Here is a 25,871-nt window from a genome sequence, read left to right as displayed (position 1 = left end):
ACGGGAAAATGGTGATTTTGAAAGGAAGCATTCCGGAAATTTTCTTTGTAATAGTGCCGTTTCCTGACAATTTTTCAGACACTTCAAAGAATCAAAGGGCAGGAAAGTCCGGATTCCTACCCAAGGTGGAGGAAAGAATCAAACTTCGTAGACTCAAAACACGAAGAATTTCCATCCTTTCGTTTCGGAAAACAGTCTCTATCAATGCTTCCGTGATTGGAATTGCCTGAGTTTCGGTTTGATTTCCTATCGGTCCCAGTCTTGAAGGTCCCAAAACAGACCTTATCCGAAGCGATTCACACCACTCGGAAATCGTTCCTATTTTTCACGCGAGAGAAACAAATCGAAGAATGGGAAACCAAACAATTCTCCGATTCATTTAGAAAATTCTTTGAAAGAGACGATCCGAATATTCTCCGGAAACGAGGACGACGCCCAGAAATCTAAACACGAAAGATCTGAAAAGCACTCATGTGGGAGATTGGATTTCCTCTTTAGAAGTTTTGAATTCTTTTCATAAAGCCGGAATTAGATTGTAACTCGACGATTTCGACCCGCGTGATTCTTCTTTAAGCTTCTTGAACCGATATCCTTAGAAACCCTGTCCCATAACATATTTGTTAAACGAAGTCATTCCGATTCGTTATAACGCCTCCAAGTTGTTTCAATAACCGCACAATTTTCAATCCGACTTAAACATTCTATAAGAAACCGATCGATCATCTTTAACACGTTTGTAACATTCGCAGCGTTTTTCCTCTTGTGTGATTTTGTAATAATGAGAAGCGGTAAACATCCTCATTGGGAAGAATTACAAAATGATTACACGCTCATCCATTACTCTTTTATTATTCGCGTTATTCTCGTTCAACGGACTCTTTGCAGACACCGTTAAAAACGTTAAAACGAATGAAACGATCGAGAACGTTAAGACTTCCGAAAACGAACAAGGCGTCATCGTGGAATACGAAGACGGAACCAAACGCGGCTTCAAAAAGGATGCTGTCACCGTGGAAAAAAAGGAAGTTTCCTGGAATAAGGAAGAGGAATCAAAAGAGGAGACAAAGGGAGATCGCTATTTCGCTTTCGGCTCCTTAGGAGTGCTTCTGATTCTTTTTTTCGCCCTTCCGTAATATATTAGTAATATTTTATATTTATGAAAACAGCGGAAAAATTCTTCGAATCAATTCTGTTACCCGAAACGAAAGTTACGGGAATTATATCCGTTTGTAACTCCAACGTAACGCCCTCCGATTATTTTACTTTTAGACCTTTTAGGTTTATTCTCCAAGGAGTCATAAGATGAAATCGACTTATTTCAAAAGAGTGTCGCTTCTAATGGTAAGCTTCTCGCTCTTGTTATCCTCTTTCGCAAACTGCAAAGAAGATAAAAAAGACAACAACATGGCCATTCTTCTGGCCTTACTGGCTAGCTCCAATGATAACGCAGGTTCTGCGATCTGTGATGGAGCTTCAATTCAAGGTGGAAACACCGCTCTTTCCGGAAACATCACTTCCAGTCAAAGTTTCGCAGCCTACTCTTCCACTTCTTTAAGCGGAATCGTAAGAGTAAAAAGCGGCGCAACTTTGACGTTTGCAAGAGGCGCGGTGGTTTTCGGAACGGCAGGTTCCGCGTTGATCATCGAACAAGGCGCAAAGATCGTTACACAAGGCGACGCTGCGGCTCCGGTTTGTTTCACTTCTTCTAAAACATCCGGCAACAGAGCGCCGGGCGACTGGGGTGGAATTTTGATCGTAGGCGACGGTATCGGTTCCAGAGCGGCTGCTCAGAACACGGAAGGCGGAACCGGTCTCCAATACAATAGCGGTGCAAACGATACGGGCACTTCCGGAAGTTTCAGTTACACCATCGTTGAATTTGCAGGAAACGAAGTATCTGTCGGAGACGAGCTGAACGGAATTTCCATGTATGTGGTCGGTAGCGGCACTACTTTGGATCACGTTCAAGTTCATAGACATTTGGACGACGGCGTTGAATCTTGGGGCGGGGCATGGACCGGAAAATATCTTCTGATGACAGGCGGTATGGACGACGACCTCGACTTGGATGAAGCATACACCGGAAAAGTTCAGTTCGTAATCGCTCAAAAATATCCAACCACTTGCGGCGGAACGGCTTCGACCGATCCTCACGGATTTGAAATGGACGGAACTCACAGTTCCGGAACCGCATCCGCAACTTCCAAAACGACGACTAACGTTAAACTTTCCAACTTTACTCTTCTCGGAAAAAGCGTCTCCAACGGTTTCGGCGCTCGCTTGAGAGAAGGTCTTCAAGGAAAATTCACGAACGGTCTGATCTACGGATTCCAATCCGGAAACATCGACTGCGTGTTGAACGCAACCGGCGGCGGTCCTACGACCTCTCCTACGTTCGCAAACGTTCTTGTAGAAGCGGCTAAAACAAACGGAAACACTGCGGCTTGCACTCTTCCTTCAACAGGACTTACCGCACTTCCGGTCGTTTCTTTAGGTTCGGGTGATTCCGACAACTGCGCTTTTGCGACAAAACCGGATTATCAACCTTCTGGTGAAGCTGCAGCGGCGGCCGGTTCTGCCCTTACTGCACAATCCTCTGACGCGTTCTTTACCGATAATACCACTTACGGCGGTATGATCAGCGGTCAAAACTGGGCCAGCGGATGGACGGTTTATAGAGCGAGATAATTTTACCGAAGAGGATTCTCCAAAGAGAATCCTCTTTCGCTTTCGAATATGTTCCAGAAAACATTCAATTTTTTAAATATTCTTCTCCTCCTTCTTGTATCTCTTTCGATCATCGATTGCAAACAAAAAGGACAACGGCCCGACTTCGACAAGGAAATCTTGGATCCGAAACTCGCGGCGGAGATTCAAAAAGACAGGGACGTCCTTAAATCCGAACTTAAGGATTCATATCATATCGATCATTCTTCCAAATCGGTGGAAGAAGCTTTGGAAAAAGCCCTGACCGAAATCAGAAATTCCAAAGGGAATACGGACGATCAGTTCCAATACTCTTGCAGTCCGAACGAAATACGAACTATTTATCTTCCTAATAATTTAGATCAAAACAACATCATAGCGAACTCTAAAATCGAAGACGCGATGTATCTTCTTCAAATAAGACGCACGGCAGGAATCGATAAAGTCAGACAAAATCTTCAAGGAACCAAAGGGAAAATCAAAGTTCTCCCTCTTCCTAAGCCGTATAACGTGCGTAAGCTGACAAACATCAACGGCTATATCATCAAGGACTTCGATCTGGAAGTCGATCTAAAGACGATTCATATCGATGAAATCAAACTCGTTATAGAACATAAAAATCAATTTAAAGTTTGTACGTACGGAACATGAAAAAGAAAACAATCAGCTTATTATTCTTTGTCTCGATATTGGCAAGCCCGGTATTCGGACAAAATACGGGGAAACTCAGGGGAAAGATCGTGGATTCGGAATCGGGAGATCCGGTTTTCGGTGCGGTAGTTATCGTTCGTTCGATCAAAGCGGCAACGCGAAGCGATTTCGACGGTAAATACGAATTAAATCTTCCCGCGGGAGAACATACGGTCGAATTCCAAATGATGGGCTTCGCTACGCAGTTCAAAAAGATTACGATCGCACCGGGCGGGCAAGTTCCGATGAACGTCGTTATGGGAGCTCAGGTTCTCGACACCGTGGAAGTGAAAGGACGCGGTCTTGAAAATTCCGAATCCGCGTTACTCGCTCTTCAAAGAAAAAGCGGCGTAGTTTCCGACGGAATCAGCGAGGAAGCGATCAAGAAAAGTCCGGATTCTTCCGCGGGCGACGTCCTTCGAAGAGTAACGGGGATCACTCTTGTCGGCGGTAAGTTTATTTTCGTCCGCGGTTTGGGTGAGAGATATTCGAATACGATTCTGAACGATTCCATCATTCCTTCTCCCGAACCCGATAAACGGATCGTTCCTTTGGATTTATTTCCCGCGGGAGTCATCAAAAATATCCGCGTAATCAAAACGGCTTCGGCGGAAGATTCCGCGGAATTTTCCGGAGGGATCGTTAAGATCGAAACGAAAGAATATCCGGACAACCTTCTTCTTTCCGTATCTTTAGGCGTCGGTAAGAACACGCAAGTAGCGGGTCATAAATTCAAAACGTTCAACGTAGGCGACATGAACAACAACTTCGGTTTGCCTTCTAAAAATCAGCAACTACCCGATTTAATCTCCGGTTTACCGAAAGTCGTTCCGTTCGTGGAAGGAGACCGTTTCGGCGGAATTCCGACAAATTTGATGAAGCTGGGAGCGTTATCGTTCAACCAAGAATGGTCTCCGAGAGAAGAGGATTCTCCGTTTAACAAATCCTTCAGCATTTCCGCGGGGAACTCGTTCAAAACGGAAAAATGGGGAAGATTCGGAGTACTCGCCGGAACCACGTATAACAGAAGTTATAACTATAGGGAAGAAGCCAACGCACGTTTTCAAGCGTCGAATCCGATTTCCCTTTATTTAAAAGATTCGAATATGCTGCGTCCGTTGAACCAGAACAACCAAAAGATCTATACCGAGGAAGTTCTCTGGGGAAACAACTTAAACCTCGCATACGAACCGAAGATCGGTCAGCAATTCTTTATTAAAACCTTATATTCGGTCCAGTCCGATAAGATCGTAAGAGAAGGGGAAGGAACGAATTACATCGACAACTTCAACTTTAAATCTTCCAACTTGAACTTCGTGAGCAGAACGATCTTCAACAATACCTTGGGAGGCGAGCACGAAATCCGCGCTTTAGGAGGTGCAAGACCGCATAAGCTGGAATGGAACGTCAACTACGCGTTAGCCGAAAGAGACGAACCAAACGCGAGCAACCAAGCCTGGTCCCAAGGCGGAACCGATCTCGCAAACGGATTCCGTCGATTAGGGAATAACCCGGACGGAACAAGATACTTTTCGACTACCGCGGACACCGCCCGCAGCCAATCGTTGAAATACGAGATTCCATTCAGTCAATGGGACGGACTTCAGAGTAAGCTGAAACTCGGCGTGAGCAATCTGGATCGTTTCAAACATTTCGAATTCAGAGAATTCGCACAAAGAAACTTTTCCGGCAGCGATCGCGATTATCTCTACCCGATTCCCGGCGAAATCATCTACAACCCGCTTACATACATAAACGGCAATAGAAAAATTTTCGAACGCGCTTCCGGTAACAACGCGTACGACGCCGCACAAGCTCTCAAAGCGGCTTTCGCACAATTGGAAGTTCCGATCATGGCGAAGTTGAAATCCATCGTCGGTGTTCGATACGAAGACAGTTATCAAAAAACTCAAACATACGATCTTAAGAACAGCTGGAACGGATTCATTCCGAACTACGGTTGTAAAACGAATTCGGAAGAGGAAAGACTTCTTCTAGTAAGATCCAACGTATGCGACACCAACAACAACGGTATCGGAGAATTGAGAACGAAGGATAAACTTCCTTCCGCAAACGTTGCTTGGGAATTCGCAAAAGACATGAATCTCCGATTCGGTTATTCGCAAACTCTGACAAGACCCGACTTGAGAGAACTTTCTCCTTTCGGTTTTGCGGCCTACTTTCAGGCGGATAGAATCTTCGGTAACGCAAGTCTTCAAAGAACTTACATCCACAACTACGATGTTCGATGGGAATATTACGTGACCAACACGGACTATATCGGAGTCGGAGCGTTCTATAAGAATCTCTCCAATCCGATCGAGTTGATCGGATTACCGGTCGCGGGAAGCGCGAGTTTGGTATACAAATACGCGAATGCGCAGCAAGCGACCATCCGAGGGATCGAGTTGGATTACCGTAAGGAACTTCTCTGGTGGTTAAGATTGGAAGCGAACGTATTCTTTATCAAGTCCAGAGTGGATGTGATCGACGCGAACATCTACGGCTTCATCGCAACGGGCCAAGTGGATCCTGTTTCGACTTACGCTGCTTATGCGCCGACCACTCTCAATCGCCCGCTCCAGGGACAATCCGATTTCGTTGCGAACATGAGAATAGACGTATTCACTTCCAAAACGAAAAAACACAACGTCGGATTCTACTATAACTACTTCAGCGATCGGATCGCTCTCGTTGGTTCGGACGGAGTTCCTAACGCGATTCAAAAAGGAACGGGAACTTCGGACGTAGTCTACACATACAGACACAACGATCGACTGGACTTTAGGGCAGCCGCAAGAAACATCATGAACACCCAGTTCAAGATCACGCAAACCGATCCGCTTACCGGTCAGGAATACGTGTTCCAAAAATATAGAACCGGGGTCGATGTTTCCTTCTCCGCTACATACAAACTCTGATTTTAAATTCTCCGAATCCGGTTCGAAATCGAATCGGATTCGGCTCTTCTTCCCCGTCTTTAAGTCTCAAATCCGTAATTTCTTTGTAATCATCCGGTAACAATCCAAAAGTATATTACAGGAATATTTTAATCGGAGATATCGATGAAATTTTCTTCCATAAAAAAAGAATTCAAATGGGTCGCAACGGCGATCATTCTCTCGGGACTCATTTCGCTTTCCACAAATGTAATATTCGCACAGGATAAAGTATCGGAACCGGCTAAGACGGAAGCGACCGGAACAACGGCGCCCGCGGCCGAAGAGACGAAAACGGAAACCCCCGCACAACAAGCGGGTAAAAACTGGGGATTCGTGGATCTTTTCCTTCTCGGCGGCTGGACCATGTATCCTCTCGCCCTTTCCTCCATCGTCGCACTCGGAATCATCTTCGAAAGAATCTATTTCATTGCGACCGCAAAACTTCTTCCTAAGGGATACAACATCGACTTAGGCGAAGCGATGGACACGAAAGGACTCGACGCAGTTCAAGGATTTTTGGACGAAAGAAAAGAATATAAAATTTCACAAGTTCTTGCGGGCGGCATAGACGTATCTTCCGGCGACGCGGAAATCTTCGCAAAAGGCGTGGAAAGAGAGGCGGCGGAAGTAATCACCGTTCTCGAACGAGGACTCGTAATTCTTGCGGCAGTATCGACCATCGCTCCTTTGATCGGATTCTTAGGGACCGTATCGGGGATGATCAACGCGTTCGACGCGATCGCAAACGCCGATCAAGTAAACGCGAAAGTGGTGGCTGGCGGTATTAAAGAAGCGCTTATCACCACCGCCGCGGGTTTGATCGTTGCGATTCCAGCGATGACCTTTCACCAATATCTGACTTCAAGAATCGACGGATTCACTTCCGAAATCGAGGAAGCGGCAAACAGAATTTACAAAGAATTCTTAAAAAGAAACTCTAAGAAAGCATAATCGCTTTTTTGAATATAGGTATCATTATGATCCGAATCAAAAAGAAACGCGTATTAGAGGAGATATCCGCATCGTCTATGTCGGATATCGCATTCCTTCTATTGGTGTTTTTCATGGTGACTGCGGTATTCTTCGTAAAGGAAGGTTTGAACATTCAGCTTCCGAGAAAGAATTCCAATCCGACTTTGGTTCTCCGCGAAAATATCTACGAAATCCTCGTCACGGGCGAGCTCGTAAAGATGAAGAACAAAAGCATCGGCACGAAGGATTACAGAAACCTGGTCGATTTCAGGGAACAACTCAATCTGATGGATATCCCGGATATCGAAAACAAAGTCGCATTGATCAAAACGACCGGAGACACGAAATACGGCAACATGCTCGACGCGTTATCCGCCGTTCAAATTCGGGGATTCAAACAGATCTCCGTAAAAAGGCTGAAATAAATGAGCTTAAAAAAGAAAAAGAATCCACCGTCCATTCCTGTCAGCTCGATGGCCGATATAGCCTTTCTCCTTCTGGTTTTCTTTATGGTGACTTCCGTTCTTGATACGGATCCGGATCTGCCGATCGCACTTCCGGACGTGCCGGGCGGAGAACAACTCAACAAGAAAATCGCGAACTTATATCTCAGTGCGGATAAGGACAAAGCAGTTTACTTCAATCAAGTTAGGATGCCTTTGAACGAAGCCATCAATAATGTAAGAGCGAAACTGACAACGACTCCCGATCTTAAAGTGCTGGTCCATGCGGACAAAGATCTTCCTTATGCCGAACTGGACAACGCATTCGAACTCCTGAAGGAAGCGGGCGCTCTCAAAGTATCTCTCGTAACAAAGACTACGCAAGGCGGAGGTCTTTGATCGATGGAACAATCCAAATCCATACTCATGACGATCCGAAGAGGTAAGCTCAGAAGATTCATCGATCGATATAGGATGGAATTCTTTCTATCCTCATCCTTAGTTCTTCAACTTCTGATCCTATTCTTTTGGTATACTCCGTCGATCGAATTCAACCGCTTGGATCGACTCGTCGACGAAGTGGCTTTTGTCGACAACTTGGTCATACAAGAACCGAACGTTGGCGAAGCGGCGGACGACGGAGAATTCGAAGTTACGGATACGATTAAGAAGAAGGAAGATCCGAGAATCGCGGGTGCACAAGACGCGATCATTTCCGGTGCAACCGCTCCCGTTGACTTAACGCCGAACGTAACTCCGGAATATCCATCGGAAGCGAGAGGCGCAGGAATTACCGGAACGTCCACGCTCGAAGTAATCATCGGAGACGACGGACATGTTCTTCGAGTTCGTTCCGTTGGAAAGCCTCTCGGATTCGGTCTGGACGAAGCCGCAGTCGAAGCCTTTTACAAAAAGAGATATTCTCCTTCTATGCTGGAAGGCAAACCGATCACCGTAAAAGTATTGATACCGGTTCGTTTCAGTCTTTATTAACCCCACTCAAAATTCCCAGGACAGGGTTACGGCTCTGTCCCCTTTTTGATTTTCATTTCCTCGAAATGATTGCAAAAACGTGAAAAAAGAAATCTCCATGTAACTTTTAAAGTTTTCACCCGAAGAACTTTTCGATGTTGCCCATACAATACCAAAATATTCAACATACGTTTCATCAGTTGACCGATTTTTTATCAACGATCGAACCGGATCAATATTCGCTGGAAATCGCTCCCAACAAAGGTTCCAGTCTCGGAAAACACGTTCGACATTGCATCGAAGTATTGGAAAATCTGGTCGCGGCTCTCGAAACGTCGAACGTATCTTACGATCGAAGAAATAGAAATCCGTTCTATGAATCTTCGCCGTTAGCGGCAAGGGAGAAGATTTTCGAATTGTTAGGAAAACTGGAATCGATCGAAGAAAATAAAATCATCGAACTCTCCTATTTGATAGATCCGGCTACCGGGTTAGAAGGAAAAACCTTATCCAATCTCAAACGGGAATTTTTATACGTTCAGGATCATACGATCCATCACATGGCAATCATCAAGCTTTACGCGGAGTGTTTTTTAAAGAATGTATCTTTACCGGAAGATTTCGGAGTCGCCCTATCGACTCTTCAATTCCAGAAAAAAGTCGATCTCAAACAAGCCTAAATCCTCGGTTCGAAAGATTCGGATTTCGGAAGGGACAATTCTACTGCAAAAATTAATGCGACCTGAGTTCTGGCCGGCTTGGCTTTTTTACATCCCTTTGATTCCTTACATCGTATATCTTACAATCCGTCATAAGGGATTCGGAACGATATGTGCGGCTAATCCCGGAATCCCGTTCGGAGGTTTGGTGGGAGAGTCCAAGGAGGAAATATTAAAGAACTTGAATACTTCCCATGTTCTTAAATTCGTAAAACTACCTCGCCCGGAAATCGGTCATGACAAAACTTACGAACTCGTGAAAACCGCAGTTTCGAAAAAAGGATTCAAATTTCCTTATATACTCAAACCGGACGCTGGTCAAAGAGGCGCCGGCCTGAAATTGGCGCGCAATAAAGAGGAAGTATTAAGTTATTTGAAAACTACGGACGTGGATCTAATCGCGCAAGAATATCATCCAGGTCCGGAGGAAGCGGGGATCTTTTATTACCGCTTTCCGAACGAAGCCAAAGGAAGAATTCTATCGATTACGAAAAAGACCTTTCCTATCTTAGAAGGAAACGGAATTGAGACGATGGCAGAATTGATCCTCAAACATCCACGATTCCGATATCAATGGAAGGTCTTTTTCGAAAGACATCATCAGGAATGGAATCAAGTCCTTCCTCAAGGCAAAAGAAAGCGATTGGCCGAAGCGGGAAACCATTGTCAAGGAACGCTTTTTACGGATGGGACCTCGCTCATCACGGAAGAACTTACCGAAAAAATCGATCGAATTTCGCAAACGTTTTCCGGTTTTTACTTTGGAAGATACGACGTTCGCTATCGATCCGATTCGGAATTAAGAGCGGGCAAAGAATTCGGAATCGTAGAATTGAATGGAGTCACATCCGAATCCACAAACCTCTACGACCCTAAGTTTTCTCTCCTTCAAATGTATACGATCTTGTTTCATCAATGGAAACTTCTCTTTGAAATCGGCGCGGCAAATCGAAAACGAGGAATTCAAAAAGCAAGCTTATTGAGTATCGCGAAAGAAGTATTCCGTTTTTATTTCGGAAAACGCAAGGTCAACAAACGTTCTGACTAAAAAACGGAGAATTAAGATTCAAGAAGAAAAAATTCGAATTGTTTGTCGGAGCAAATTTAAGAATGAAAAAAAAGGTGCGGTAGCTCCTACAATGGTCCTAAATTTCGATCTCTTTTGATTTTCGAAGAAATTGAAAAGTGCAGGAGTTCCTACAATTTTAATTTTCGGAATAAGCCTTAAATGAAACCGTTTGTCGGAACAATTTAGGAAAGAGAAAAAGGATTGACTTCGACTTAAGAATCATTGTTGACCCGAAAATAAAAAGGTTTAAACGAATGATTTCAGAATACGCAGGAAAAAAGGATAACGGATTATGATCGAAAGAATTCTAAAAGTCGTATATTTTATGTTCGGTGACCCCAAAAAGAACTCACTGGAACATAGGCTTTTCAATACGGTCGCGTTCGTAAACGGGATATTGAATATCTTCGGCGCGTTTTCCTCCTTTTATCTCGAAAACTTTATGACGATTTTTCTATTGAATTTCGTTTCCGGAAGCCTGCTTACAGGGATGTATCTTCTATCCAGACTTAAGAACATATATTATTCCCTCTTTTGGCCGTTCAATCTTACCATTCTGATTTATCTTTCGTCGATGTGGTTTTTCAACGGTGGATCGATCGGCGGGAATCACTATTATTTCATACCGGCTCTCGTAATCGCTACGATCCTATTAAGAAACCATAATGTATGGATCGTTTATCTGGTTTATGCCGCAGCGACGGCGTTTTTATACGGTATGGAATATTTCAACCGTGAATTCATCAAAATGTATCCGAACGAAACGGAACGCTACCTGGACGCGGGCGGGAATTTTCTTTTCGTCCAAATACTTACTGGTTTGTTAATATTCATTCTAACGAGAAACTTAAATATCGAAAGGAAAAAATCCGATGCCTTACTGCTAAACGTTCTCCCCGATACGGTAGCGGAAGAATTAAAAAGAAACGACTCGGTGGCGCCCGTGCGTTACGAAAGCGTAACCGTTCTTTTTACCGATATGGCTGGGTTCACCCAAATCGCGGAAACGATGACTCCCGAAGAATTGTTAAGCGAATTGGACTTATTCTTCCGTAAATTCGATTCCATTACAAAAAATCACCGAATGGAAAAAATAAAGACGATCGGAGACGCGTATATGGCCGCGGGAGGTTTACCGGTTCCTAACAAGACCCACTGCATAGACGCAGTGTTATGCGGCCTCGAATTTCAAAGATTTATGATTTCTAAAAAGATCGAACGAGAATCAAAGGGCTTACCCTACTGGGAACTTCGATTAGGAATTCATACCGGCTCGGTCGTAGCGGGAGTCGTAGGTACGGAAAAATTCGCTTACGATATATGGGGAGATACTGTAAACACTGCGAGCCGGATGGAGAGCTCGGGAATTCCGGGTGAAGTGAATATTTCCAGTCAGACCTATGAACTGATAAAGGACTTTTTTCATTGCGAATACAGGGGAAAAATTAAAGCGAAGAATAAGGGAGAGATCGATATGTATCTCGTAAAAAATATCCGAGAGGAGCTGCGTGATCCTCAAGACGAATTGAAGCCGAATCAGACGTTTCTTCGATTTTACGAGCAAGTTCACCGAGGAGAGTTCTCGGCTTGAGAAATACGCGAATACTTTCGATGACTTGCAGTCTCCTTGTTTTCTTTTGCGCAATCAGCTTATTCGTTGTTTCCGGCGTTTCGTGCAAAATTCCGGAAGATCTCCAGAAAAAATCGGATGAAAGCCTCCTTCAACTCAAAGAATCCGGCGCGGATCCTTCAGAGATGTATCTCGAGTCCGGAAATCGTAAGTTGTATGGGGTAGCAAGCGGATGCAAAACAGAAAAACAGAATATTCTCATATTCATACATGGTTCGCCGGGGGGATGGCAAAACTATGCTTGGTATTTGGAAAACAAAAGTCTTTTGGAACACTACTGCATTCTATCCTTGGATAGGCCAGGCTTCGGCAAATCGAACCCAGGTATGGTCGTAGCAGATGTGGAAGAACAGGCGACTTTGATCGGAAACGCAATTCATGAATTTTTAAAATCGAATTCCATATTAGAAATAAAGAATATAGTAATCGTCGGCCATTCTTATGGGGGACCGATCGCTGCAAAAATCGCTTCCGATCCGAAGAATCGTATCGATCTTCTGGTTTTACTTGCAGCTCCCTTAAGCGCCGAACACGAGGAAATTCAATGGTACAATCAGATTGCTGACTGGAGTTGGGTTAAGTTTTTTCTCCCGCGCGAAATTCGAAACAGCAATAACGAAATGTTACCACTTAGAGACCAGCTACGTTCATTAGAAGTTTTTTGGACAAAGATCTACTGTAAAATCATTTTGATTCATGGAAGAAAAGATTCGTTAGTTCCATTTAAAAATCTAGAATACTTCCAGACACATTTTTTGGAATCGCAACTGACAACGATCGCCTTAGCTGAAGAAGACCATTTTATACCTTGGACTCAAAAAAATCTGGTAGAAAAAGTTTTACTACGAGCTGTAAAAAAATGAAAGGAGCCCTTTCAATCGTATACCCGAAAAACGGAAATACGACTGAAAGGGCAAAACCGAAATCAATCCCAACCGGAACTTATATCGACAGCATTGATCTCATCATATGTATTCGCAACTCTTAGCAACGACTTCAGTTCGTTCGCTGTCTGTAACAATTGGATTTTGCGTGCTGCGCCGTCATCCAGCACTTGCTTGATTTGAGCACTGGAATGCATTTTGTATTCCTTCACGCCGTTCATATCCTCACATTTATAGAGGACGGAATCGCCAATTGAAACGGAACCGATTAAGTTTAGTTGATCGTCGCGATCGGATCCATATCGGTGACTTTCTCCCAATGCAGACGACACAAATCCGGAAGTAATTTTCATTTCGCACATTCGATCCACGGAACGCAACAAATCCTCTTTCCAGAGCGGAAGGTCAATGCTCCAGCCCACTTCAGAATATTTTTGATAGGGTAAATTGATTCCGCTTTCATCCCGAAGAGGTTCGTCTTCCGTTTCCGTTGCCGGATCGAGTTCTTCATCCCAATTCAAAAGAACCCTTTCCATCATCGTATTTTTGTTATATACTTTTTTCGATACGAACTCTTTCGCGATTCCGTTCTCCAATGTTGCTTTAAACAGTTCGCCCACTTGCGGGTTGTAATGAAGAGCATATGCGATTTGATGCTGACTTGCATCGAAATTCGACCATGCGTCCTCTCCTGCAAGTCGGTTCGGATCGGAGTTGATCCACATTACTTTTTTCGTTTGTTGATCGATGATATAATTCATATTACCCTCACTTTGTATTTTACCGCAACATACGCGGGTGTTGTTTCGTTCCCGGTTCGCGGAGAACCGTTCGTCCCATCGTTGGCTGGATCGCCGATAACGATCGCAGCGGCGGCGAACGAGGTCCCTCCTGCTGGATATGTACTACCGCCGACGATTCCTTGTGCGGATGGCGGCGAATGTCGGTGCCCTTGAAATTGGTCCTGCCCCTCGAAACCAAGCACGCCACCGTTATAATTACCGTTTACCGCCTTCGCTCTGCTTCCATGCACGCCGGCGCCTCTCGCAAAAATACCTCTCCGATCCGGAAGATTGTATGTTGTTGATCCGTCTCCAAAACCATATTCAACATTCGTGATCATTTCTCCCGTTTGCGAAGAAGTAAGATCGATGATTGAACCGGTAGAAGTTGCAGAAATCTGAAAGTCATTCGCGGTAGGATTACGAACATAATACTTCGTAAGTGCCGTAACTCCGCCTCCCGTAAATGAAAACTTTATAAGTTCTCCTTCGACGCACCCATGATTGGTCGAATTGATTCGGTCAGTGGCCGGAACAATTCCTGTCACATTTTTTCGAACTAAATCCCAAAGCGCCGAAAACGCCGTTCTGGAAATCGCTTGAGCATTTGCCTCTTTAAAGTTAGAAATGGCGGCTATATTTAAACTGTCCTCAATGATTCCACCTAACGGAACTTGCATTGCGGCAAAGCTTGCTTCTAACTGGTCAATGCGATCCTTCAAATACTGATCATTCTCATATTGACGATCCACTTCTTCGTCGATGAGATCCCCGTCGGCCGGAGTGCTTTTGTTCCACGTCCTAGTTTTTGTCGGATTAAATACGGCCATGAACTCCTCCCACAACCTTTTTGAATGAGTCTTTAGTGATAAAGCGTTGAAACAAATAATACAATCTGAATCGTTCTCTATTTTTTTCTCTTAAAAAGGAACCCGTTCTCTTAAGAGATTTGATAAAAATTAACTCAGCCTTATGTAATAAAACGAACATCAGACCACCCTCACTTTATATCTTACTGCAACGTAGGCAGGAGTTGTTTCGTTTCCGGCTCGCGGCGTTCCATTAGACCCATCGGATGTAGGATTACCAATAGCAACCGAGCCGCTACCAACCTGAGACGTACCGGGACCACCCCAAGCATCCGGATGTATAAGATCTGCAGAAACGCCGCTTACCGAATGCCTATGGCCCTGCATCTGATCCTGTCCTTCTGTCCCGACAATACCCGCATCGTAATTTCCACCAACCGCCTTTGCTCGGCTTCCATGCACGCCGGCGCCTCGAGCAAAAATCCCTCTTCGATCCGGAAGATTGTATGTTGTCGAACCGTCTCCGAAGCCATATTCAACATTCGTGATCATATCTCCGGTTTGAGAAGAAGTCAAATCGATGATCGAACTCGTAGGAGTTGCAGAAATCTGAAAGTCATTCGCGGTAGGGTTACGAACATAATATTTCGTAAGCGCAGTAACTCCACCTCCCGTAAAGGAAAACTTCACAAGTTGACCTTCGATACATCCATGATTTGTCGAATTGATCCGATCTGTGGCAGGAACGATTCCGGTGATTACGCGATGAACGGAATCCCACAACGTCACAAAGGAAGTTCTTAAAATTGCCTGAGCGTTCGCGTCCTTAAAGTTCGAAGCGGGCGCAAGATTTAAGCTATCTTCAATGATGCTTCCGATCGGGATCAGAAAATTCATTAAATTCGAGTCGGTTGTATCGATTCGATCTTTTAAATACTGGAAATTCTCGTATTGACGATCAAACTCGTCGTCAATCAGATCTCCGTCGGCGGGAGTATTTTTACTCCAGGTTCTTGTTTTTACAGGATTAAACACTGCCATCTTCGCTCCTCACTTCCTGTTCCAATATGATAAACTTCTCATATACTTTAAACGGCTGATCTACAAATTTTTTTAGCCTGTCCCGGACCGGTTTTAAATCCTCGTCTCGAGTAAATTCCGAATCCAATCCTGACCCGCTTTTTTTATAGCCTTTTCGATCGCAGTATTCCAAAAGGCTCTGGTGCGTTTTGAATAAAGCGATCGGAAGCAATTCAATTCTGAATTTTCCGGTTCCCGCAAACTCTACGTTCGTTTCTCTCGCGAGTATTTGAATCACTGAAATTCCTCCTTTATTATAAAATCATAAACTATCAGATGATCTTTTTCCTTGGAAGGGAAGGTTTTCAGATAGAGAAGATTCCCATCCTCGTCAAAAAGACCGATTTCGTTGATATTACACCCGATCGCTTCTCCTTGTTTTAATGTCGATTGGAAGAAACGGTTTCCCTCGCTATCGTAACGGATATCGATCAGCTTTCGATACGCTTCATTTTGCAATCCAAGGTCACCGATCTGCGGAGCTCTCGGAACTCCGTTCGTTAGTCCTCCGGTTCCGAATGCGATTTCATAAGGACGAATTCGAACTTTTTCTCCTGACAAAAGGGTAAAACCGTTCATCGACCAACTCCCATCCAAGAGCGGAGTTCGGAGTGAAACTCCATAAAGCCTTCCGGCCAACGTGGACATTTCGAATCGATATCGAATGATCGCCTTAACCCCGCCTGCGCGAATCTGAGCCATCGCCTTATTAAACTCGGGCGCCACCACGACCGAATCCACCAAACCGGAAAAAACCACTTCGATCGTTGCGGGACGTTTCGTACTTCCGGAAAGAGGATATTCTCCGTTCAAGGTGAGCAACGCATCCAAAAGCATGGGCTCCCCTCCGTAACAGAGTTCCTTTATTTCATATAACGTTCCCATACCGGCGAGAATCTGAGATCCGATTTCGTTCATCGAATGAATGTCGCCTTTCGATTTCCGTTTCTGTCTTGCGATGGAAAGAAAAATCTTATATTTAAAATCATCCATCCCGTCTCTCGGTTGTTTCAGATTCTTCCCTATCAAATCCAAGACGGCTCCGCTCTGTGTTCGAAAATCCGCAACACTTTGAATCGAGTCCAAAACGGAGCGTACTTCGTTTAACAATTCAAGATCGACTTCCCATTTTTTTCCGATCTGCGAATCGGGTGTCCTCGTAAAAAGCGAAAGCGGATATTTTTGTAATACGGAATCCAAATCGGTGGAATTCATACGAAGTTCACCTGAATGTTTGCGGTAATCAGTTTGGCTCTTTGGCGACTGTTGATTGATAATTCGTCCAAGTTTGCAGGCGAAGAAGAACCCACCTTTACAGTCATCGCCTTAATTCCTAAAACTTTAACGGACTCGTATTCGCTAAGTCCGCTTTGAGCCGCGATCAACTTCCATGCGAACACATCCGCACCCGTACCGTCCCCTTTATAGGATGTGGAAACGGAACCGATCGTATCCACGCCTCCGATCACTTTGATACAATTCGTTTTTACGATGGTTTCAGAACCGGATACCCATTGCGCTAAGTCTCGTGCTATATCGATCTTAACAAAAAGAGTAACATCTGCGGGACGATTGAAATAGTACGTTCTCGGAACTCCCTTGCTATCGATCACAGTTCCGTTTTGCGATCCGTAGGATTCGATACCGCCCGGCCAATTTCGCAAACAAGTCTCCGCGATCTCCTGCGGAGTGCCTCCTTCGATCACGGCTTCCATAGAATGAGGAGGTCTTCCGTCTACGTCCACGAAATCGGTGTTGTTCTCGTAGACGACAGCGGCTAAAACCGAATCGATTTGGTTCAAAACGCTTTGTACGTTTGCGGCAGAAGAACCGCCGTTGACTCCGTCGTTCATAAAACGATTCAGATATTCGATATCCGTCTCGATCGATCTTCCTCCGGTTGCCGGTTCCGGATTCGTAACAGAATCGACTCCCGCAATCGCCGTTGAAATCGTATTGATCGTGTTAGGCGGAACATTCGCGGTGATTCCGTATTCCAAATTCAAAGCCTGCGCGTTGAGCGTTACAAAACCTCCGGCGATCGTTCCGGATTGAATCGTAATGAATTGCAATCCGTTTCCCGTTTGGCAGATCGTTCCGATGTCCACAAAGGATCCGTTCACCCCGGAAAAATTTAATGCGACAATGGAACGTTTTGCCGGTTGTCTTTCTCCTCCCAAAGGATTCAACACTCGATCCAAAGAGACGCCGGTCGCTGTATGGGCGAAATTCGAATAAAAGACGGATTCCGCAAGTTGATGAATCGCGTCGAGTTCGTCCGCGAGAATTCTCATTCGAATTCCGTCTTCGCTCAGAATCGAAAGATCGATGTCCTGCCCCAACGCGGTTCTGTATTTTTCTTCCAAATCCGAAAGAATTTCGTCCTTTGACTTTCGAATAAAACCTTGTTCCGTTACTCCGGCCATTATATCTCCTCCGTTACGTTCCCATAAATGGTATTTGCAGAAAATCGAATATAGATTCCCCTGCTTTTTCCTTCGGTTTCGACGACCTCGATGTTTTCCAAAGATACGGTTTCCGCATCTTTAAGAATGATTCTTCTGATTTCAAACAGAACTCGGTCCTTCGAAACCTTCGCCGAAAAGATAGTAAACCAATCGATTCCGCTCAATGTATCATACGCGGATTCTCCCAAAGACAGAAGAATCGCGTGTTTGATCCTTTGTGAATAATACTCCAATCCGTCCAAAACGATCGGACGTCCTTGTTCTCGAACAACGTCCCCGTTCTCTATCTTTAAACCTTTCATCCTATCTTCACCTTTTGAGAAAGAATTTGATCAACCTCCGCCTTACGCGCGTTTAACGACGATACAACCGAAGGGGACAAAGCGGCAGGAGAACCCGGAACGGTATTTGCGGTAAACGAAGACGCATTGTTGATAAAAACGTCCAGGATCGTACGCATCAGATCGGCTAACGTTTCCCCTAAAACCGCCGATTCGGAAAGATCGACGGAGCCGCCTCTGATCTTAATCCGATCCTCGTCGAGTTGAATGAGAGAGTTTCCTTGTTTATTTCCGATGAGCAAACCGGATTCGCCTGCAGTTGTCGCAGGACTCTCGGCTTCTCCTTTGTATCCTGAGACGACGCACGCGCTTTGCAGATCGAATAAGGAATCCGAAACCACGGAACTCACTCCTCGAACAGCGTCGCCGATATCGTGCGTAGAAAAGGAAACCCAAACTTTATCTCCCCGTTTGTAATCGGGTTTGATGAAAAAATCCCCGGCCCACAATGTTCCAACGCGGACATTGGAAAGAATCGGAAACGCCTTTTCTTCTCCGCTTCCGTCCTTTTGTTTAAAAGGAAGTTTTACGTTAGCCGTCATTTGACTCGCATTAAACGAATCTATGATTCCAGGCAATCCGACTTGAGCCCGCGAAAGCGATTTCTGCATCGCCGCGAGAATAACTTCGTCCAAATTCATAACGGCATCACCTCCAGTTCGGAATAATTCTCCGTCTGAAACGTGGAAAAAACGTGTTTTCCTTTTTCGATTCTGCAGTCGCCGTTCAACCCGCCTCCTTTCACCGAGACGATTACGTTCTTCTTGAACTGATGCCGAAACAGACTTTTGATCTTCCAGGTCTTTTGACCCTTTTCCGGAACACCGATCAAGCCGGAAGATTCGTCCAAAAAGATCCGGCTCGGCTTCTTATCCGGACTCAAAGAATCGATGTATAAAAAACCGTCCTGAAACCAATATTGAGACTTTGTCAGTTTACAAAATTTCTGAATGCAATCGCCTAACGAAACATTGGCGCTGAAGTTCACGATCTTGTTTTCCCCTAAAGTGATTCTCCCCGGCTTAAGATTCCCTTGCTTTACTATATCAAGGATCACGGTCATCGCCGGAAGATTACTGTAGGTTTTCATAATATACGAACTCACCCAAGAGGCGGCGTTCGCGCTGATTTTGAACTCCAAAATTTTGTTCGTTTCTTCTTGTTTGAATTGCGGACGAATCACTTCTCCGTTTGCGACGACTCCATATTCGTCCTTATATCCCGCGCTTAAGGACGCGCCGGGATATTGAAAACCGCTTCCCTTCGATTTCGCTCCAACCAGATTCATCGTATCTTCGTTCACATTATAGATCTTTACCGTCGTTAAATTCATAGGACCGATCTCCGTTTCGAACTCGATGTCAAAAGGCGGATACGTGAATTCCTTCCCTACTCCGTTTCGCGGAAGAATTTCCAGGGAAACAACCCGGCCGAACAATTTCGGATTTCCGATCATACTTCGCCCTCCAGATAAATTTGCACTCTGCCGCCGAACGTTTTCGCATTCACAGGGATATCCGTATACTCGTCCCGATACAAATCGTCCAGATCCAAAGGTTTCAAAAGAATCGAAAGCGGAAAGTCGTCGACCACGACGTGATTCAACGGAACGCCGTAAACGAGTCTCGAGGAAAATAATTCTTTGCCGTCCTGATTCCGCACAAGAACGGTAAAAAAGTCTCCGTTCTCGTTATATGCGAATTCGAAATCGTATTCTTTCGATCCGATCTCGTACGTATTGGAGATCGGAAAGGTTTCGCTTTCAATCGGTAAATATTTGAATATTGTCATATACTAAACTACCTTACTTTTTGGGAGCTCCCTTTTTTTCCACCTTCGTCGGATTCTTTCTGCCGCCCGAAGGAACCTTTTTGATTTCCCTTGTTTTCGCTTCCGCGACCAGAATGGGAACGATCGAAAGAGAAACCGTAACGTCCTTTCCCGTTTCCTTAACTTCTGAAAAAGACACGTCTCCTAAAAGAAGATTCGGGATTTCATCGATCGATCTTCCCAAATAACGTCGATCCGGATCGTCCGGTTCTACGAAACGGAAGGAAGCAGGCAGCATGGAAAGAATTCGATTTATGATTCCTCCCGTTTCGTATCCGAGCATCGTAAGAAACGTTCCTTCCGTCTGCCAACGGATCAGAGTTTCCAATTTTCGATCGACGGTTATATTCGATAAAGTGAATGCGTTTACGGAAGAGGATAATATTGCGCGCAATGAAATCCCTCTTTTTCCCGGGATCACATGATCCGTTATGGAAGCTTTTCCTTTTTCCCTTTCGACCGGATGCCCCGTGATTTCCGCAGGATACGTATATTGAATATCCATCGACACATTCATTTCCACCTCTGTGTCGCCGTCCGTGAACGCAATGGTGTCTCTTCCCGTTACGATTCCCATTATCCTACCTCCGGAGAAAGTCCCGATGCGAGACCGATCTTCAACGCGATCTTATCCAATTCCTTTTCCAAATACGATGCGAACACGGCCGCGTCTTCTTTTCTGGTTGCGGAACCTAACACTACATTGGCGATATTTACCGAAATACCTCCGCCTTTGTTCGGCTTAGAACCTCCCAAAATACCCAAGTCCTTTACGGCTACCAGGTTGTCGTCCGGATGAAACTTTACGACCTTTCCCTGTTTGGTGATAATCGCGTCCTCGACGGTTTCCACCTTATCGGTTTTTACCGAAGCGACTCCGAAGATTTTCAAGAGGTCGCCGGGAATCATTCCCTTTAAAGCCTCTTTGATCTTGGGACCGAGGTTTTTGAAAAACTTCACGATCGTATCCGGCAATCCTTGAAACCAAAGCGCCAAATCGTTAAACATTTTCTTAATATTGTTAAAAGGGCCAAGAAACCCGCCGATTACCGACTTGCCTCCGTTCATCCATTTGAAAAGATCGCGGATTACAAGAATCAAACCGGCGACGACGATTCCGACAGCGGCTCCGATCGCGATATAAGGAATCCAAGGTGCGATTGCAATCCATCCCGCCGAAGCCATTGCGAACAATGCGGGTACCATCCCGCTCAACGTAATTCCCGAAGTGACGATCATCTTAACGGCAATGGCTCCTAATACCCCGGCAAGAATACTTCCGAAAACGATCACTTTTTCCTTTAGTTCTTCGATTCCTTCCGCGTTTTCCGTATAATAATCGTATAAATCCGAAAAGTAGTTCATTGCAGGATTGAGGGCATCCAACATTAGAGTTCCGAATTTGCTTTTTAAATCTTCGATTCGATTGCTGAATCGGTCTACCACCGCCGAAGTGGTTTTTACGTGCGCTCCATAAGCATCTTGTAATTTACTATTTTCATTGAGCGCGCCGGTGATCAACTTCTCCCTCGCGAGACGTTTGTCGATCGCGGACATCCCCGATTCGTTGATTCGTTTAAATTCTTCCGAATAACTTGAAAATAAATCGCCGTTATTCCGCAGAAACTCGTCGCTTCCTTCTTCGATCGCCTCGTATGCTTGTTGCATGGACGAAGACAATTCGCTTCCGCTGAGTCTGGACGCTTTTTGTAATCCGGAAAGATTGCGAGTGATAAAATCCACGGAAGCGCCCGCTTTGATCGCTTCATTTGCGGCCAAGTTCAGTTGCTGTTGTGTTGCAAGTCCTTTCGAGGTTTGAATGGTCTTGTCGATCGAAGCCTGCAGTTTTCCGAATCCTTCTCCGCCCGAGAGACTTTTCAAAACCTCTCTCTGCTTTTCCAATGCGATTCCCGCTTCCCAAGCCGGAGCGATCACGCTTTTAAAAGCGGTCATTCCGATTTGAGCGAGATTTTTTAAGGCGCCGGAAAGAAGTGCGGAAGTTCTGGCCGCTGCATTCAATTGAAAGTCCAGCTTAGCGATGTCTCTTTGTGTAAATCCCGCAGCCTTTGCCACGTCGAAGAATTGTTTTTCCAAAGCGGCGTTTCCCTTCGCCTTCGAATACAAACTCGTCAAACTGGATTCACTCGTTTTCAGACGGTCCGCAAGCTGCGATAAAGGTGTGGAGAACTTTCCGATCGAATCGGCGATCGATCCGCCGAATTCCCGCATTGCCGTAGCTCCCGCTTTTGAAAACAATTGGAATGAATCCGAAAAATCCAGAAGACGTCCGCGCAAATCGTCGAGTTCCTTTTGGATTTCCGACATAGAATCGTCCGCGTCTATTTTAATCGTAATATTTATCTCTCGAGCCGCCATACTTCCTTCTCTTATCTATGTTATCTTCAAAATCCGTTCGATTCAATGACCGGAGCCTTGAATCAGCTTGGCTAAAAATTTCAGTTCTTCCGCCTTTTCTTCCGCTTCTCTTCTTTTCCGTCGATCCACCACTTCCATCATCTTCATGTAAAGAACGGTGGACGCATTCTCGAGTTCCTTACTCGTAAAATGCGCCGCACCGAGGATGAAGGGTTGCCAGAAGAAGAGTTCTCGATCCACTTCTTCGTCGATCCACTTCATCCATTCTTCGACGGAAGGCGCTTCCCCTAAATTCGGGAATCGGTTATTCCAACTCCCACTTAAGAAATCGATTCGCTACGTGCAGCCATACCTCCACATGATTCGGTTCGATTACGTCTAACGTAGGTTCGAAGCCGTGGTCGACAGGCTTTACGCAAAACTTAAAGAACTTGTCCATCAGTTTATCCTGATTGAGTCCTTCGGTCAGAGAGATCGATTCCTGTCTCCAACGCAGAGCTTTTCGATTTCCCGGATGCTGAAGTTTGTATCTTCTTCCATCCACGAAATGAATCTGCGCGACCTTTGCGTCGTCGTCGATCGTCTCTAAAATCGGCTCGGACGGAACGGAATTCTCCGCGTCTTGGGAAGAATGTTTTGCAAACTTCTTCTCCGTTTTCGTCAGTTCCTGGTTCGCGTTATCCGTCATCATGCGGTCAACACTCCTTTATAATCGGGAAGAAGAAAGACCCAAGCGCGATCCTTGTATTCTTTTCCCTTTTCGATGTTGGGTCTTTCCCAAACTCTTCCTTGTGCGGAAAAGCCGAGCATCCCTCCGTCGCTTTTATCCTTGATCGTGAACACACACGGAAGCCGACCTTCACCAAGAGTATAGAAGTATTCGTTCTCGGGAGAATCGCCCATAAGGGTCAGAGTCAACTTTACTCTTCCGTCATATACTTCGGAGATGTTCCAATCTCCTTTGATGCCGACTTGTGAAAGGATGTATTCCTTTGTAACGGGTTCGATTTTAAAGAACCCGTCCGCTTGACTTAAGCCGCTTACGTCTCTGCCGTTGCAGCTAACGTTTAATTTTTTTGGATCCCAAATACCGCTCATTTCCAATGCTCCTTAGGTTAATTCCCCGTCGATATCGACTTCGTTGATCGCTCCTCTCAAGCGACAAGAGAATGTGATGTTCGGAAGAATCCGATTGTTTCTGTCGTTCGTCGGAATCTCGTCGATCGATGCGGGAAGATTGATCTTGTATTGATAGTCTCCGAGATCGGAACGGGTTTTATCCGCTTCGGTTTCGACGGAAGCGATGATTCCCTGAACGCCCGCCTGGACGAATACTTCGCGCATTTTCGATTCAATCATCTGAATCCCCTGCATCGTATAAGGAACGACGTCCGAATTGAGAAAGAGAGCCGTGATGTTTTCTTTCAAACGCGCCTTCAGCCAGGAACGATTCTCCACGACATCGGCGTAAACTTTTGCCGTGGAAATTCCCGGATAAGGAACCTGCTTTCCGCCGAAATCAACGATCAAATTGCCGTTGTCCGCAAATACGGAGTTCATCTGAGAATTCGTGTAACCCGAGTTCTCGACGCCGTCGAGCGGCAGATAAGCGTAGTTATACGAGCCGACTCTGCGAGGAGCGGAGTTGCCGACCCAAGCAGCTTCCGGGAAAGAATCCGGATTCTTATGAAGAGTCAGATATTCCCAGATGGAATTTCTTCCCGTAAGCGCGGTAAGATCGCTCGTGCAGGCAAAGAACATCTTTTCGATGGATGCGAGATAGTCGCCTAACGCGTGTATTTCGCCCTTATCGTGAGTGGTCGCCGTGGTTTTGAACCAAGCGTCCTTTCCGCTGTCGCGCAATGCCGCGATCTCCGTAGCGGCATTCGCCCAAGACGTAAGAAGGAACACCGCAACGGTTTTCGGTCTCGGAGTTTGTCTGAAAACCTTTGTAGCGTGAACGTATTCCTTATCGGAAGAGGTAAAACCCAATTCCAAAAGATCGTCCGCGCTCGTGATTTCCATGTATCGTTCGTAAGCGAGCGGAGCTTGCGCGAAGGCTGAAACGACTCCGCTGCCTGCATCCGCCGTTTCGATCACATCCACGATCTTTGTCGCTCCTGCAATATTGGAAACCGCTTCCGCTGCGAGTTTGATCTGATGCGCGGTCGAAGTCGCGACGCCGCCCGCATCCGTTGCAACGTTAACCGTAACAACATACGGATCGTTGACGGTTCCGGTTCCGGCGCGAACGACGCTTAGTGCCGTGTTGTTTCCGGCGACTACGTATTTCACTTGGATAAAAACAACTCCCGGAGTTGCGGATTTCCAAATGAGACCGCTGGAATTACTTGAAACTTGTAAGAAATAGGTTGGAGCCTTGATTCCTAGAATCAAGGGTAACCCAAATCCCATTTGAGAAACCGGAGTATTTCTAAGAAATAGATTGATACTGATCGGCTCTATTTTAGAGACTGTTTGTGCGCTCATGCTTCCTCCTGATATTCAACCGTTGGTGCGCTTGCGGTCGATTCGCCTTGCTTTTCGCTGTACTTTCTTAATTTAAAAATGATGTCGAAGCTCGTTCTATACTCGTACGTCAAGCTCGCGGTTAAAACGGTTTGATCCTGAATCTTCGGAGAGATCAAAACCGGAATGATCGAAAACGATTCGCATTCGATCATTCCTTCTTTCGAATCGAACCAACTCATCGCCTTTTCCGAAAGCTCCCAACAACTCGTGATCGAAGAATCGTGCAGAAATTTAACGTTAAGCGAAATTGATTGAGTAATCCGCGAAGTTTCCTTATAATGCGCAGAATCGACCGATTCGATCCGTCTCGACGCGCTGCCGAAAGAATCCTGATTCAATTCTAAAATTTTATAAACTCCGTACGGATAAGAAGAAGGAAGAGAAGTTTGATCGGCGAGAATCATAGGGATCGGTGGATCGGGTTTTTTGATCTCCTCGATCATCTTGTCCATCGCCGATTGAATGGATTCAAAATTCATGATGCGGTGAGTTTACGACAAGAGTTCCGACAAATCTACGTCGCGATTGCACGTCATAGGACGGGATTTCCACCCGAAATGGAAAAATAAAGGGCGCACTTCAAGAAGCCGATTCGGTTAAGAAACGATTCCGGAGCGTAAGCTTTT

General features: G+C 45.3%; 29 protein-coding genes. 12 read left to right on the top strand and 17 right to left on the bottom strand.

Translation table 11 applies throughout. The features are described from left to right. Nucleotides 1–818 precede the first annotated feature (818 nt). The 12 genes from LFX17_RS05765 (at nt 819) to LFX17_RS05710 (ending at nt 13,006) form a co-directional block, all read left to right on the top strand. Complete coding sequence (locus tag LFX17_RS05765) at nt 819–1,133, top strand: LIMLP_04285 family protein (RefSeq protein ID WP_238745583.1); 315 nt, start codon at nt 819–821, stop codon at nt 1,131–1,133. 169 nt (nt 1,134–1,302) lie between these two features. Next, complete coding sequence (gene lipL48 / locus LFX17_RS05760; protein ID WP_238729404.1) at nt 1,303–2,688, top strand: oxidative stress response protein LipL48; 1,386 nt, start codon at nt 1,303–1,305, stop codon at nt 2,686–2,688. 48 nt (nt 2,689–2,736) lie between these two features. Continuing rightward, nucleotides 2,737–3,357, top strand: a complete 621-nt coding sequence (locus LFX17_RS05755; RefSeq protein ID WP_238745581.1) for an LA3241 family PerA/PerB upregulated protein — start codon at nt 2,737–2,739, stop codon at nt 3,355–3,357. Next, nucleotides 3,354–6,317, top strand: a complete 2,964-nt coding sequence (locus LFX17_RS05750) for a TonB-dependent receptor (protein ID WP_238745579.1) — start codon at nt 3,354–3,356, stop codon at nt 6,315–6,317. The genes LFX17_RS05755 and LFX17_RS05750 overlap by 4 nt, the downstream gene beginning before the upstream one ends. Nucleotides 6,318–6,461: 144 nt before the next feature. Further along, entirely contained in the window at nt 6,462–7,289 is an 828-nt protein-coding gene (locus LFX17_RS05745) for a MotA/TolQ/ExbB proton channel family protein (protein ID WP_238729401.1), read from the top strand. A 26-nt stretch (nt 7,290–7,315) separates the two neighbouring features. Then, the gene (locus LFX17_RS05740) at nt 7,316–7,735 is read left to right on the top strand and encodes an ExbD/TolR family protein (RefSeq protein WP_118955366.1); all 420 of its coding nucleotides are present in this window, start codon (nt 7,316–7,318) and stop codon (nt 7,733–7,735) included. Next, nucleotides 7,736–8,152: an ExbD/TolR family protein gene (locus LFX17_RS05735; protein ID WP_135780669.1), complete on the top strand. Its 417-nt coding sequence runs from the start codon at nt 7,736–7,738 to the stop codon at nt 8,150–8,152. Between the two features lie 3 nt (nt 8,153–8,155). Beyond that, entirely contained in the window at nt 8,156–8,746 is a 591-nt protein-coding gene (locus LFX17_RS05730) for an energy transducer TonB (protein WP_118955368.1), read from the top strand. Nucleotides 8,747–8,880: 134 nt separating this feature from the next. Continuing rightward, a complete protein-coding gene (locus LFX17_RS05725) occupies nt 8,881–9,405 on the top strand; it encodes a DinB family protein (RefSeq protein ID WP_238729400.1) in 525 nt (174 codons plus the stop codon). A 55-nt stretch (nt 9,406–9,460) separates the two neighbouring features. Further along, nucleotides 9,461–10,492, top strand: coding sequence for an ATP-grasp domain-containing protein (locus LFX17_RS05720; RefSeq protein WP_238745577.1), 1,032 nt, complete (start codon nt 9,461–9,463; stop codon nt 10,490–10,492). Between the two features lie 313 nt (nt 10,493–10,805). Continuing rightward, nucleotides 10,806–12,104: an adenylate/guanylate cyclase domain-containing protein gene (locus LFX17_RS05715; RefSeq protein WP_238729398.1), complete on the top strand. Its 1,299-nt coding sequence runs from the start codon at nt 10,806–10,808 to the stop codon at nt 12,102–12,104. Between the two features lie 20 nt (nt 12,105–12,124). Further along, nucleotides 12,125–13,006 (top strand): alpha/beta fold hydrolase, encoded by an 882-nt coding sequence (locus LFX17_RS05710; RefSeq protein ID WP_238745575.1) that lies wholly within the window; start codon nt 12,125–12,127, stop codon nt 13,004–13,006. 62 nt (nt 13,007–13,068) lie between these two features. Here the strand turns inward: LFX17_RS05710 and LFX17_RS05705 are convergent, their stop codons facing one another. The 17 genes from LFX17_RS05705 to LFX17_RS05625 all read right to left on the bottom strand — a co-directional run bounded on the left by LFX17_RS05705 (nt 13,069) and on the right by LFX17_RS05625 (nt 25,724). Further along, a complete protein-coding gene (locus LFX17_RS05705; RefSeq protein ID WP_238745573.1) occupies nt 13,069–13,788 on the bottom strand; it encodes a DUF4376 domain-containing protein in 720 nt (239 codons plus the stop codon). Then, entirely contained in the window at nt 13,785–14,639 is an 855-nt protein-coding gene (locus LFX17_RS05700) for a hypothetical protein (protein ID WP_238729395.1), read from the bottom strand. Before LFX17_RS05700 ends, LFX17_RS05705 begins: the two co-directional genes overlap by 4 nt. Nucleotides 14,640–14,798: 159 nt before the next feature. Then, entirely contained in the window at nt 14,799–15,659 is an 861-nt protein-coding gene (locus LFX17_RS05695) for a hypothetical protein (protein WP_238729394.1), read from the bottom strand. Further along, nucleotides 15,646–15,936 carry an LA_1064 family peroxide-responsive upregulated protein gene (locus tag LFX17_RS05690; protein ID WP_238729393.1) on the bottom strand — a complete coding sequence of 97 codons (291 nt, stop codon included), beginning with the start codon at nt 15,934–15,936 and terminating at the stop codon, nt 15,646–15,648. Before LFX17_RS05690 ends, LFX17_RS05695 begins: the two co-directional genes overlap by 14 nt. Beyond that, nucleotides 15,933–16,913, bottom strand: coding sequence for a phage tail protein (locus LFX17_RS05685; protein WP_238729392.1), 981 nt, complete (start codon nt 16,911–16,913; stop codon nt 15,933–15,935). The genes LFX17_RS05690 and LFX17_RS05685 overlap by 4 nt, the downstream gene beginning before the upstream one ends. Further along, nucleotides 16,910–18,124, bottom strand: coding sequence for a baseplate J/gp47 family protein (locus tag LFX17_RS05680; RefSeq protein WP_238729391.1), 1,215 nt, complete (start codon nt 18,122–18,124; stop codon nt 16,910–16,912). The genes LFX17_RS05685 and LFX17_RS05680 overlap by 4 nt, the downstream gene beginning before the upstream one ends. Then, the gene (locus LFX17_RS05675) at nt 18,124–18,468 is read right to left on the bottom strand and encodes a DUF2634 domain-containing protein (protein WP_238745571.1); all 345 of its coding nucleotides are present in this window, start codon (nt 18,466–18,468) and stop codon (nt 18,124–18,126) included. The genes LFX17_RS05680 and LFX17_RS05675 overlap by 1 nt, the downstream gene beginning before the upstream one ends. Beyond that, nucleotides 18,465–19,148, bottom strand: coding sequence for a Gp138 family membrane-puncturing spike protein (locus LFX17_RS05670; protein WP_238729389.1), 684 nt, complete (start codon nt 19,146–19,148; stop codon nt 18,465–18,467). Before LFX17_RS05670 ends, LFX17_RS05675 begins: the two co-directional genes overlap by 4 nt. Then, nucleotides 19,145–19,963, bottom strand: a complete 819-nt coding sequence (locus LFX17_RS05665) for a phage protein (protein ID WP_238745569.1) — start codon at nt 19,961–19,963, stop codon at nt 19,145–19,147. Before LFX17_RS05665 ends, LFX17_RS05670 begins: the two co-directional genes overlap by 4 nt. Beyond that, entirely contained in the window at nt 19,960–20,298 is a 339-nt protein-coding gene (locus tag LFX17_RS05660) for a phage baseplate plug family protein (RefSeq protein ID WP_238745567.1), read from the bottom strand. Before LFX17_RS05660 ends, LFX17_RS05665 begins: the two co-directional genes overlap by 4 nt. Nucleotides 20,299–20,311: 13 nt before the next feature. Then, the gene (locus tag LFX17_RS05655; protein ID WP_238729386.1) at nt 20,312–20,914 is read right to left on the bottom strand and encodes a phage baseplate protein; all 603 of its coding nucleotides are present in this window, start codon (nt 20,912–20,914) and stop codon (nt 20,312–20,314) included. Next, nucleotides 20,914–22,713, bottom strand: coding sequence for an LIC12611 family phage tail protein (locus LFX17_RS05650; RefSeq protein WP_238745565.1), 1,800 nt, complete (start codon nt 22,711–22,713; stop codon nt 20,914–20,916). Before LFX17_RS05650 ends, LFX17_RS05655 begins: the two co-directional genes overlap by 1 nt. Nucleotides 22,714–22,755: 42 nt before the next feature. Continuing rightward, nucleotides 22,756–22,974: a hypothetical protein gene (locus tag LFX17_RS05645; RefSeq protein WP_238729384.1), complete on the bottom strand. Its 219-nt coding sequence runs from the start codon at nt 22,972–22,974 to the stop codon at nt 22,756–22,758. A gap of 43 nt (nt 22,975–23,017) precedes the next feature. Next, complete coding sequence (locus tag LFX17_RS05640; RefSeq protein ID WP_319941264.1) at nt 23,018–23,401, bottom strand: LIC_12613 family protein; 384 nt, start codon at nt 23,399–23,401, stop codon at nt 23,018–23,020. Further along, entirely contained in the window at nt 23,401–23,811 is a 411-nt protein-coding gene (locus LFX17_RS05635) for a phage structural protein (RefSeq protein WP_135573756.1), read from the bottom strand. The genes LFX17_RS05640 and LFX17_RS05635 overlap by 1 nt, the downstream gene beginning before the upstream one ends. A gap of 12 nt (nt 23,812–23,823) precedes the next feature. Continuing rightward, nucleotides 23,824–25,203 (bottom strand): DUF3383 family protein, encoded by a 1,380-nt coding sequence (locus LFX17_RS05630; protein ID WP_238745563.1) that lies wholly within the window; start codon nt 25,201–25,203, stop codon nt 23,824–23,826. Further along, a complete protein-coding gene (locus tag LFX17_RS05625) occupies nt 25,200–25,724 on the bottom strand; it encodes a phage neck terminator protein (RefSeq protein WP_238729382.1) in 525 nt (174 codons plus the stop codon). The genes LFX17_RS05630 and LFX17_RS05625 overlap by 4 nt, the downstream gene beginning before the upstream one ends. Nucleotides 25,725–25,871: the final 147 nt, after the last annotated feature.

Origin of the sequence: Leptospira sanjuanensis, assembly GCF_022267375.1 — a bacterium.
Taxonomy (GTDB): domain Bacteria; phylum Spirochaetota; class Leptospiria; order Leptospirales; family Leptospiraceae; genus Leptospira; species Leptospira sanjuanensis.
This window is presented reverse-complemented; position numbering and strand designations above follow the sequence as displayed.